The organism is Dyella sp. (assembly GCF_051954575.1).
In the GTDB taxonomy this organism is placed as follows: domain Bacteria; phylum Pseudomonadota; class Gammaproteobacteria; order Xanthomonadales; family Rhodanobacteraceae; genus Dyella_B.
In genome coordinates, this window is the sequence record NZ_JBQCHP010000110.1 from 7015 (window position 1) to 20418 (window position 13404).

Below are 13404 nucleotides of genomic sequence, written 5' to 3' on the forward strand. Positions count from 1 at the left end.
ATGGAGCAGTCGCACGGCAACGCCAACGGCAAGGCCATGGCTGACAGTCTTTCCGAGCAGCGTCAGAACGCGGAAGTGCAGACCCACCCCGACAATGCGGACAACCGGCCATCCATTCGCTTCGAAGCGCTCGAGCCAAGGGTTCTCTTGTCCGGCGACGTGAACCCGGCGGCGCTATCGATCAGCGGCTCGCTGGATCAGCCCGGCCAGCAGAATCACTACCAGTTCACCGTGCAGGACGACAAGCGCGTCGTCTTCGACAGCCTCACCAATCGCAACGACATCAGCTGGTCGCTCACCGGCCCCAACGGGCAGGTGGCTCGCCATAACTTCGCCGACGACACCCAGCCGTTCGTCGACCTGGCCGCCGGCACCTACACCATGACGATCAACGCATCCGGCGACGCCACCGGTGCGTATGCCATGCGCATTGTCGACGCCAGCGCCGCGGCCAACCTCACCCCCGGCACCCAGGTCAACGATACGCTGGCGCAAGGCAATGAAATCAGCGTGTACCGCTTCGATGCCACGGCCGGGCAGAAATTCTTTTTCAACGCCGGCAGCGCAAACGGTACCGATGGCAACTATGCCTACGTCAACTGGCGCCTGATCGATCCCTACGGCCGCCAGGAAGGCAATACCAGCGACCTGCACTCCAGCAGCGGCCCGTTCGCAGTGCAACGCAGCGGCGAGTACCTGTTGCTGGTAGAGGGCAACCAAGGCAATACCCTGCCGGTGAACTACTCGTTCACGCTCAATCCCGTCAACGACACGCAGAACGCCTTGACGCTGGATCAATCCACCACCGGCGCCATCGCCCAATCGGGCCAGACCGCCAATTACAGTTTCACGCTCAATGCCAGCACCTCGGTGATCTTCGATCGCTTGAGCAGCGACGGCTTCAACTGGTCGTTGCTCGGGCCCAACGGCCAGATCGTGCAGAACCGGCACTCGTACCAGGAGCAGCAGCAGCCGAGCGCGCTGCAGCTCGGCGCTGGCAGCTATACCTTGTCGATCAACTACGATGGCAGCAGTACCGGCAACTATGCCTTCCGCCTGCTGACCGACGCGTCGACGCAGACGCTCAGCACCAACACGCCAATCACCGACAGTCTCGACAATCCGTTTGGCTCGCGCCTCTACAAGGTGTCGTTGAGCCAGGGGCAGAAGCTTTATCTCAACGGGCAATCGCCCACGGGCGGCAGCGTCAACTGGCGTTTGCTCGATCCCTATGGCGTACAGGTCAACAACGGCACGCTGGGCAATAACGGCGATCCCTTCACGGCGACCGTGAGCGGCGATTACTGGCTGGTGATGCAGGGCAGTTCCGGCAACGCCGCGACAGCCACGGTCAATTATGGTTTCCAGCTCGACAGCGTGCCGGATCTGGCAGTGGCATTGACGCTGGGCGCAAGCACCTCCGGCAGCGTCGCCCTGCCCGGCCAGTCAACCATCTACAGCTTTCATCTCGCCGCGGCGACGCAACTGGCGTTCGATACGCAAAGCACGCGCACCGATATCGAATGGTCGCTCACCGGCCCGAACGGACAACTGGTGCCGCCGCGCTGGCTGGGCCGCAGCGATGGCAGCTATGCCTACAGCGTGATCACGGCGCCGGCCGGCGACTACACGCTCACCGTGAAAGGTTCTGGCAACGCCACCGGCGCCTACGCCTTCGTCTTGAACGACCTGGCCACCGCGGCCGCGCTGACTCAGGGTACGCCGGTAAGCGGCACACTCAATCCAGGCAATGCCGCCGCGGCGTATCGCTTCACCACGCAAGCCGGCGACAACGTGAAGCTGCATAGCATCAGTGTCAGCGGCGGCAGCGCCACCTGGCGCATCGTCGACGCCTACGGTCACGACGTGGCCGGTGCCAACGACCTGTCCACCGACAGCAACGCCATCAGCCTTGCGCTGGGCGGCAATTACACCTTGCTGATCGAAGGCGCGACGGGCAACACCGCGCCGGTCAACTACCAGGTAGAGCTGGACACCACCGGCAACGTGGCGCCGACGCCGCTGCCGTCGGGCGATGCCTTGACCCTGGGCAGCGCCACTGCGGGCAGCCTGGCGACATGGAACGCCACCAAGACCTACCGTTTCACGCTCGCCAATGCGGCGCAATTGCTGTTCGACACCACCACGCCGTACGGCAGCAACGCGGTGTGGACACTCACCGGTCCGCGCGGCATCGAATTCAACCAGAGCACCGTCTGGAATACGGCTTCCGTGCTCGACCTGCCTGCGGGCGATTACGCGCTGACGTTGCAAGGCAGCCAGTATTCCTGGAACTACAGCGGCAACGGCGCGTATGCATTCACGGTAACGGACACCTCCACCCTGCCGATGGCGCAACTGGGCCAGCTCGCCACGCTGACCCGCACGCCGGCCAGCGCCACCGCGGGCTGCCGCATACAGGCCAGCGCCGGCACCGAGCTGGTGCTCAACGGCAGCGCCAACTACAACAACAGCTGGGAACTGGTCGACGCCTACGGCCACGTGCTGCCTTCGCAACAGGGCGACAACCTCGGCAAGATTTACGGTATTCCCGCCGATGGCATCTACACCCTTCTGGACGTCGGCTACAAGAACGACGGCACTTCATCGCGCACCGACAACTTCACGATAAGCCAGCAGGTGGTCACCACCGCGCCACTGAGCTTCAACGACACGCTCAGCGGCAACCTGGCCGGGCGCCAAAGCCTGGCCCAATACACCTTCACGCTGGATCAGCCGCAGACGCTCGACCTGGATGCCCTGCTCAACGCCAACGGCCAGCGCCCCGGCAACTTGCAATGGCTGATCCGCTCCAGCAGTGGCGCCACCTACGGCTGGAACGGTATGAACACCAGCCAGTGGCAAGGCCTGCCAGCTGGGCAGTACACCCTGGTGCTGCGCAATACCACGGATACGCCCACCAGCTTCTCGTTCCGCCTGCGCAATCGCGATTCCGCGCAGGCGCTGTCGTTGGATACGCCCGTGCAGGCCACGGTGGCGCCCGATCAGGTGAGCATGTACCGCTTCACCGCCAATGCCGGCGATCACTACTACTACCATGCCAGCCAGGGCGGCTATGGCGTGTACTGGACGCTGCTGCGCAGCGACGGCGTCGCCGTCAACAGTGGCTACACCGGCTACGACAAACCGGACATCGCCATCACCGCCACCGGCGAATACACGCTGGTGTTTGCGCAGAACTATTCCATCACCACCGCCATGACGGTGGGCTTCACCTTCGGCCACCGCACCACCACCACTTCTGCGCTGACGCTGGGCGCCGACAACGCCGGCAGCATCGCGCAACCGGGCCAGAGCGTGCAGTACAGCTTCACGCTCAATGCGCCAACCACGGTGCTGATGAACCCCTCGCAGAACGGCTCCAACCTGCAGTGGACCCTCACCGGCCCGCGCGGCACGGAAGCTCCGCTGCAGGGTTTCAACAATGGCCCCAACCTGATGTCGCTGCCCACCGGCACCTATGTGCTCACGGTGGCCTATAGCGATCTTTCCACCGGCAATTTTGATTTCACCCTTGCCGACACGTCGACCATGCCGGTGCTTGCGGTCGATCAAACCACGCATACCGCCTTTACCAGCAACGGCCAGGCGCAAGGTTTCGTGCTCAACGTGCCAGCCGACGGCAGCTACAGCATGGACGTGCCGCCCTACAACGGCAGCAACGCGGCGTGGATCATCCGCAATGCGCAAGGGAGCGTGGTCGCCAGCAACTGGATCTCCGGCAACAACAGCACGCCCTTCAAACTGAGCGCCGGGCAGTATGTGCTGACCTGGGAGTCGCCCAACACAGCCAACATGGCTATCGACTTCGCGCTGCGCCAGGTGGTTACCGTCGCGCAGCCGTTGACCTTGGGCACGGCCGTAAGCGGCACCATCGCCAACATCGCTCAGCGCCAGGAATACGATTTCAGCCTGGCCGCGCCCACGCGCGTGCTGTTCGACAGCTTGAGCAATCGCAGCGACATCAGCTGGACCTTGATCGGCCCGGACGGCACCGTCGTCAATCCAACGGCCTTGTCCGGCACGCAAGGCAGCAGCGCGGGCGATCCGATCGCGCTCAACGCCATCGGCAATTATCAGCTGTTGATCGTCCCGGTCGGCCATGCGCTCGGCGACTTCGCCTTCAACCTGCTCGATCTGGCGGCGGCACCCGCCTTGGTGATCGGCACGTCGCAATCGATCGCGCTGGCGCCCGGCAACAGCAGCACGGCCTACACCATCAACGCGCATGCCGGCGATTACGTCAGCCTGCAAGTGAGCAGCCTGGCGGGCGGCAATGCCAGCGTCACGCTGGTCGACGCCAACGGCAACAAGGTCCTCGCCACCACCACGCTCACCGGTACCGACAGCTTCACGCTCGCACTGCCGCACGATGGCGCGTACCAGTTGATCGTGGCCGGCGACATCGCCAACACCGCCGAAACCGACATCAGCTACAGCGCCAAGCTCATCACCCCGCAACAAGGCACGCTCGCGCTGGGCAGCGATATCCAGGGCAGCACCAGCACGGCCGGTGTGCCCGACACGTATCGCTTCACGCTGAATACGCCCACCAAGCTGTTCGTCGACGGCCTCACCGGCCTCAATCAGGCCTGGACGATCCGCGCCAGCAACGGCACCGTGGTGGCTTCCGGCCAGTTGGGCGCGATCTCGCCGCTGGTGCTCACGCCAGATGTCTACACGCTGCAAGTGCAAGCCGCCAGCAGCGATGCGCTGGGCGCGTATGGCCTGCGCCTGGTCGACCTGTCCGGCGCCACCGCGCTGCCGCTTGGCCAGGCTACGCAAGGCAGCCTCGTCGATGGCCACGCGCTGGTCTACAGCGTAACGAGCACGATCGATCAAGCCGCGCTCTCCTTGCAGGTCGACGCGGCTGCCAATGCCGGCGCGCAGATCTACGTCTATGACGGTGCATGCAATCTCATTGCGTCCGGTGCGAATGCGCTGGCGCTCACCAGCATCGCCGATGGCGTCGCCAACGGCATCACGCGCTATGTCGTGATCGACGGCGGCAGCGCCAACACCTACACGCTTACCGCTACGCAAAGCGCGGCGTCGGGCTCCTCGTCCGGCTCAAGCGCATTGAATCTGGGCGCATCCTTCAGTGGCAGCCTGGCTTCGATCGGCGATAGCAAAACCTATCGCATTGCCGTCGGCTACGACCAGCAACTGCCGTTCGCGCAATTGCTGCGCGACCTGGGTTCCAGCGGCATTCACTGGCGGCTCACCGCGATCGGCGCCAGCGCCGCGCCGTGGCAAGACCAGAATTCTGCCTACTACCAGAACCTTTTACCTGCTGCCGGCGACTACGACCTCACCATCGCCGCCACCGCTGACAACGCCAGCTACAATCTGCAGACGATCGACAGCGTACAGGCGCCATCCATCGGTAACACCCCGGTCGCAACGACGTTCGCCGCCGGCCAGCAGGCCGCTGTATACCGTTACAGCACCGACAACCCTGCAGCACTCTCGGTGGCGTTGGATGGCGCCGACAGCTGGGCTCTGTTCGATACCTTGGGCAATCAGCTGGCCACTGGAAAAGCCGGCGACACCACTCCGCTCATCAATCGCGGCAGCTATGTGCTCGTCGTAAGCCGCAACTCCGCCGCCGCCAGCACGAACGTCACCGTGAGCGTGCAGCCGCAAGCCTTGCCGGTGGCGCCGTTCGCCGCGCCGGTCAGCGGCAGCCTGACCACTGCCGCGCCGTTCACCGTCTATCGTTTCGACCTGCCGGTCGCCACCCTGATCCAGTTGCACAATGACGGGTCCGATGCAGGCGTGCGCTGGGCCATCACCGCGCCAGGCGATGCTCCGCAGTGGAGCACCGCAGGCAGTTCCGATCCGCGTCCCCAGCGACTTGCGGCCGGCGAGTACGAACTCTGGATCGACGGCAACGGCAACGCGTTGAACTATGCGCTGCAATTGCTGGACCTCGATGCGGCGCCCATGCTGTCCGGCACCGCCACCACCGGCAGCCTTGCCGGCCAGGATGCCGTGGCCTATAGCATCTCGCTCGCGCAGGACGACGCGCTGCACTTGAGTTTCGGCGCCAGCACGCCAGCTTCGCTGAACTGGGAACTGCTCGATGGCATGGGCAACATCGCCACCTCAGGTCAAGGCGCCATCGACACGGATACGCTGCCGCTGATCGCCGGCAGCTACACGCTGCGCCTGCTTGGGGCATCCGCCACAGGCAGCAGCGTCACTTATGCCGTTTCCGCCACGCCGGTGGCGCCTGTCGCCTGCGCGCTGGGACAAACGCTCAGCGGCACGCTGAGCAGCAGCTATCCGCAAACCGGCTTCCGCCTCAGCCTGCCGCAAGGCGGCCAGGTGATGCTGTACGGGGCAAATGCCGCCGGCAACGCCAACGTCTATGTGTTGCAGCCGACGCAAGGCGATCAATACACGCAGGATGGCCACATCTATACCCTTGCGCCGGGCAATTACGATTTCGTCATCCAGGGCGACGCCAACGACCTGAACTATCGCTTCACCCTGCTCGACTACGCCAACGCACCAGCCGTGCCCTCGGGCACGTCGAGTACCGCCTCCCTGGCCGCCGGCCAGGACGTGGCCATCTACAGCGTAAGCAGCGACGGTGCGACGCCATTGAATGTAGGCGCCGCCGCACAAAGCGGTAGCGGCATCGCATGGAAGCTCTATGAAGACGACAACGGCGCCGTCGCCAGCAGTGGGCAGGACAGCACGGTTACGCAGGTATTCCCCAGCGGCAGCTATCACTTGCTGGTATATCGTGCCGACGCCGGCAGTGACGCCCTGCCCTACACCACCACGCTCGACAGCATCAGCATTCCCACCAGCGCGCTTGCGCTGGGCACCAGCCAGACGCTGACGTTGGATCCCGCTTTCGCCTCGCTGGCCAACTACACCTTCACGCTCAACGCGCCCACGCGCTTGTTGATGGCGGCGCCGGACGACAGCACGCCCTACACGCCCTACCGCATTGTCGATGTGCGCGGCGCCGTGGTGTACTCCAGCTATTTGGGCAATATCTATCCCATCGGGCTGGCCGCCGGAAGCTACACGCTGGAGTTCGGCAATTACAGCCGCGGCGGCTCGGGCAACAGTTTTGCGGCCACCGCCACCGCCATGGTCGCCTCAAACAGCAGCAGCAGCGGCAGCAATAGCGATGCCGTCGTCACGCACTTTCGCTTGTTCGACATGGATGCAGGCGCACCGCTGGCGGTTGGAACGCCCGCCACAGTATCGCTGGCGACATCCCGCGACGTGCAGACGATGCACCTTAGCGCCAACGTGGGCGATACGCTCAACCTGGCCGCGACATTCAGCAGCACCGCCATCGGCACGCTCAATGCGAGCTGGGAAGTGATCGGCCCGGATGGTTCCGTGGCGACCTCCGGCTACGCCACCAACGGTGGCTTCCAGACGTCGTTCGAGATCACCCAGGCCGGCCATTACGCGCTGGTCGTCTACCAGGCCAGCGAGGCGCTCACCGCCAACTTCAGCACCACCTTGCAGAGCCATACCGACATTCCGCCGGTAACGAGCACGCCACTGACGCTGAGCCAGGCCAGCTCGACCACCCTGGGGCCGGAGGGCACCGCCAGCTACACGTTTACGCTGGACAGCGCCTCGCTGGTTTCGCTGGCGCTTAGCTCCTCGCTGCAAGGCGAGGTGCTATGGCAACTGTTCGGTCCCAATGGCCAGCTGGACAGCGGTTGGGACGGCTACACGGTGGAACCCGCGGTGCTTGAGGCTGGCAGCTACACCCTGCTGCTCAACAATTTCTCCGGCGGCGAATCGGCCGATGTCTCACTAACCGTAGGCACGCAGGCTCAAGCCACGCCCGCCACATCGTTGCCGGCGGACCTGTCCGATCAAACGGGGCTGCAGGCCATCACCGTAACGGCCGGGCAGGACTACTACTTCAGCAGCCCGAATTGGCTGCCCTATACGGTCTATCGTCAGGATCTCTCGCTTGCGTATTCGGGCGCTGCCGGTGGCAACGGTGCGGTGGACCTGCATGCGGATACGAGCGGCACCTGGTACATCGCCTTCAACCAGCAGAACGGCAACCATCTGCACGTCACCACGGCGCAGGCGCTGTCCCCTGGCAAGGCCATCACCGGCACGCTGGCGTATGGCGGAACGGACGTCTATACGCTGCAGGTGAGCAGCGGCCAGCTGGTCGATATCTTGGGGCCGGCAGGCGGCTCCACCAGCTACAGCATCACCGGCCCCGGCATGCCGCAACCGACCGACGTGAGTTACGGCGGGCCGCTTTACCTGCCGCCGGGCAGCTACACCATCCGCATCAGCAGCAACATGTCGCCGTCCAGCTACAACTTGTTGCTGGAGCCGGTCGACAATGCCGCGCCCGTCGTTACGCCGGATACGGTCACCAGCGTGCAGTTCGATGCAAATGGCTACGCGGCTTACCGCGTCAGCGGCAAGCAGGGGCAGCAGCTTTACTACGCACCCGTCGATGGCGAAGACGACAACGCATCGTGGACGTTGGTCGATGCCAGTGGCAACTACGTGGCATCGGGTGGCTCGGCCGATAGCGTGGCGCTGTCGCCATTGCCCGCCGACGGCACTTATTACCTGCTGTGGAATATCGACCCGTCCGGCACTACCAGCGGTTATGGATTCAGCCTCAACAGCACTCCGCCCCAACAGGTCACGCCGCTCGCGCTGGGCACAGCTGTGGCGGTCAACGCCGGCAGCACCGCCACCACCACGCTCTACAGCCTGGACCTGAAAACCCCCACGCAGCTGATACTCGATGCATCCACCCAGGATGTCGGCTTCAGCTGGCTGCTGAGCAGCGCCAACAGCCAATTCAGCAGTACGGTGAGCGCCAACGGTACGGGCTCGCAAATCATCGAGCTGCAAGCCGGCACTTACCTGTTCGCGGTTCGCCCCGCGAGCAACGCCAGCGGCTCGCTGTCGTTCCGTTTCGACGATGTCGCAAGCGTTGCGCCCCTCAGCCTCGACACGCCGATCAGCGAGAGCCTCGTGCCCGGTGACGTCAAGCTGTACAGCTTCGATGGCAGCAATGGCCAGAAGCTGCATTTCGCACCCGCGGCGATGGGCACGTTCAACGGTGCCTGGACGCTGTACGCACCCGGCGGCACGGTCGCCGGCAGCGGCACGTTCGCCAACGGCGTGTTCAGCGGCAACACCGATATCACCCTGTCCACCAGCGGGCGATATGTTTGGGCCTGGCAGGCCGACAGCGCTTCCGCCACCACGCCGGTCGCCGTGCAGTTTGCGCTCGACAACGCGACGACGGCGATGGGCACCTCGGTGGCGCTGACCAACGTCAGCAGCTTCAATTTCAATCTTCCGGCGGCGACGCACGTGCTGATCGATATCAGCCAGCTGCAATACAACAACATGCACTGGACGATCACCAGCCACGGGCAGCAGGTTGCCAGCGGCTTCGCCAACTCGCAGCAGGGCAGCGTGGTGTCGCTGCCAGCGGGCGATTATCAATTCAATACGCAGGGCATCTACTACTACCAGGCCAACCTGCGCCTGCTCGACCTGGCCAGCGCCACGCCGCTGACTTCCGGCGTGGCGGTGAGCGGCAGCGACACGCTTGGCAACGCAGACGTCTACAGCTTCACCGCCAGTGCCGGCGATACCGTCACGCTGGCCAGCAACGACAGCAGTTTCGGTTGGTCGCTGTACGATGAATTCGGCCATCTGGTGCAGCAGGTGCAGGGCGCAGGCGCGATCAACAACCTGCCGCGCACCGGCACCTATTATCTGGTGCGTGACACGCAGGGCGACGGCAGCGGCACTACCCAGGCCTACGCCTTCACCGCTACCGTCAGCAACCAGCTGCCTTCGCTCACCCTGGGTCAACCCATCGTCGTCACCTTGCAGAACGGCAGCGCCGCCTACAGCGTTACCGTGCAACAAGGCTCCACGTTGTGGGTGAGCACCGGCGACTACTACGCCAACCTGCGCGTGGACGTCTACGATGTGCAGGGCGCCCTGATCTACTCGGGCACCCCCAAGTCGGACGACGACGGCAACAGCGCCAACAACCACGCGATCATGCTGCCAGCTGCCGGTACGTATACGGTCAAGTTCAGCGACGCCTATGGAAACGGCTCCACGCGCAACGTCAACCTGGTCGTCAGCGACATCACCAGCGCGCCGCTGCTGTCGACGGACAGCTTGACTACCGGCACGGTAAGCAGCCCCGGCGTGGTTGCGTACCGGTTGATCGTGTCGCAGCCTGGCAACTTCTCCCTGGGCTTGGCGGGCGGCAGTTACTACACTCGTTTGCGACTGGTATCGGCATCCGGCAAAACGCTGGCATTCAAGTCGACAAACGACACCACCGGCTACCTGCCGCTGGAAGCGGGCAACTACTACGTATTGCTCGAAAGCATCTATCGCAACGACAGCTACAGTTTCTACGTCGATACCAGCGCGACGCCGCTGCCGCTCAACACGGTGGTCAGTGGCACTCTGCCGGCGCACCGGGTCGCGACGCACTACATCCTGCACCTGGACCAGGCCAAGGTCGTGGCCTTCCACAACCTGAGCACCGTCAATGGCAATTACTGGTCACTGGTGAATGCCAACGGGCAGGTTGTGATGTCTGCCAACGGCTACACCACCGCCGATCTTCCGGCCGGCGACTACGTGCTGTCGATGATCAACAACAGCGCCGACGCGCAGCCCTACAGCTTCAGCATGCTCGACCAGAGCACCGCCACGCCGGTGACGGTGGGCACGCCGGTCACCACCAACGTCAACGATCCGCACGGCGTGCAGCTCTACAGTTTCGATGCGCAAGCGGGCAGTCGTTATTTTCTCGACGTGCTGGCAGGCAGCAGCACCGGCACAAACAATTACGATCAGTCGCCCAATTGGACACTGTTCGATCCGCAAGGCCGCATGGTGTTCAGCACGACTACCATGGGGTATGAGGTCTATCAGGGCTCGCCCACCTACTATGTCGGCCGGGGATATCCGATCAACCTTGGCACGCTGGCAGACGGCGGGCGCTACACGCTGGTGATCGACTACCCCAACACCAACGTCATTCCCAACCTTGCCTTCAACGTGATCCAGGAGCAGGATCCGCCGACGGTCGTGCTCAACTCGCTGGTTGCCACACCAGCCCCGGCGCTTGCCGCAAGCGCGGTGACGGTTGCTCCCAGCAGCGGCTTGCAAACCGGCCAGACCATCACCGTGCAATGGGTGGATACCAACCAGGGCACGCTGCCGACCAGCGGCAACTGGAACGACCGCATCATCGTGCGCAACACCACCACCGGTGCGATCGTCGCCGATGTCACCGTGCCGTATGACGCCAGCGCCAACGGCAACGGTGTGTTGAACGTCAACGATGCGCGCAACCGGCAACAACAGATTCGCCTGCCCGATGGCAGCCTTTCCGCCGGTACGCTCAGCGTGACGGTGATTGCCGATTCGGACGGCATCTTCAAGGAAACCAGCAGCACGGCCGCCAGCACACAGATCAACGTGGCGCTCGCGCCCTACCCTGACTTGCAGGTGCAGAATTTCACGCTGCAGCCGGCCAGCAATTTCCAGCCAGGGCAGACGGTCACCGCTACGTGGACCACGCTCAACAACGGCACCGCCGACGTCACGCAGCCGTGGAGCGAACTGCTGCAGGTGACCAACCTCAGCACCGGCAAGGTGGTGGCCACCGTCACCTTGCGCGATACGCAAGGCACGCTCGTCGCAGGCGGCAGCCGCTCGCGCACAAGCACGTTCACCTGGCCGGATGGCGTGGACGCCTCGGGCAATTTCGCGATCAAGCTGATCGCTGATAGTTCCAATGAAATTGCAGAAGCGAATGCCGTAAAAGCCGACAACACAGCCGAAATCGATCAGGCGGTAGGTCCAGCGCTGCAGGTGAAGAACCTGCAAGTCACCAGCACAACGATCCAGGCGGGTGGCCTGGTTACCATTACCTGGGAAGACTGGAACATGGGCGGCAGCGCCACCGGCGCCGCGTTCAACGACCGCATCCAGGTGACGCGTGCCGACTCGGGACTGGTACTGCTCAACACCAGCCTGGTGTACGACCCCACGGCGATCACCAACGGCCAGCCCAATGGTTCGATCGTGGCCGGCGACCATCGCCTGCGCAGTTTCACCTTCCGCTTGCCGGATGGCCTGGCCGGCGCCGGCAATCTCGGCATCACCGTCACCGCCGACAGCAATGCGGCCGGCGTGCAGCAGTTGTTTGAAACCAGCGTGCAGAACGGCACCGCCAACACCAACGTGGTGTCGGCCACCACGCCGTATGCGGACCTCAAGATCAGCAACGTCGGCGTGCCCGCGCAAGGCATCGGCGGGCAGCCGGCAACGATCACCTGGACGGTGACCAACAACGGCCAGGCCTCCACCAGCGATGCGTGGAGCGACGTGATCATGCTGGGCACTGGCGCCACGCCGGGCAGCAACGACGTCGTGATCGGCACCGTGCGCCACAACGGCGCGCTCGCCGTCGGCCAGGCCTATACGCAGACGGCCGCCGTGAACCTGCCGATGCTCAACGACGGCACGTATCACATCTACGTGGTGAGCGATGCCAACCACGAAGTGCTGGAGCCGGATACGCGCGCCGACAGCACCAGCGCCTCCAGTCCCATCGCCGTGGCCGCGGCGTATTCCGATCTCAGCATCACCACGGTCAATGCGCCCGCCAGCGTGAACAGCGGCGACAGCATCAACGTGAGCTGGACGGTGAAGAACACCGGCAATGCGCCCACCAGCTCGCCGCTGTGGAACGACCGCATCGTGCTGGCCAGGAGCAGCACGCCCTCGCCCGACGACATCGTGCTGGCCGGCGCCATCACGCATACCGGCGTGCTCGCCAACGGCGGCACTTATACCGGCAATGCCACGCTGACCTTGCCGCGCGATCTCACCGGCGATTACTACATCCTGGTGTACAGCAACAGCGACGGCGCGGTGGTCGAGAACGGCCATACCACGGACAACCTGTTGGCCAGCAGCCTGATGCACATCGCGCTGGCGCCGGTGCCGAACCTTACTGTCACCAGTGTTTCAGGCCCGGCCGCGGTGCGGCCGGGCGACGCGATCACCCTGACCTACACCGCCAACAACACCGGCAACGCCGCCACCACCGGCGCGTGGCGTGACCGTGTGTATCTGCAGGCGAGCAATGGCCAGCTGATCGAAGTCGCCAACCAGCTTTACACCGACGGCATCGCCGCCAACGCCAGCATCAACCGCAGCATCAGTTTCACCCTGCCGCCGGGTGTCGCCGAAGGCAGTTACACCTGGGTGGTGCGCGCGAATGCCGATGGCAGCATCTACGAACGCGGCGGTACCGATCACGACGTGGGCACCGGCAACGCGGTGAGCGTAGCGAAGCCG

Annotated in this window: 1 protein-coding gene (only partly in view); it reads left to right on the forward strand. The window is 64.1% G+C overall.

Features of this window, described 5'->3' with window-relative positions:
- Positions 1 to 13404, forward strand: the beginning of a protein-coding gene (locus ACTHNE_RS14940) for a tandem-95 repeat protein (protein ID WP_440269664.1). Its footprint extends 23823 nt past the window's final position; only the first 13404 of its 37227 coding nucleotides appear in the window; the start codon lies at positions 1 to 3; its stop codon lies beyond the right edge, outside the window.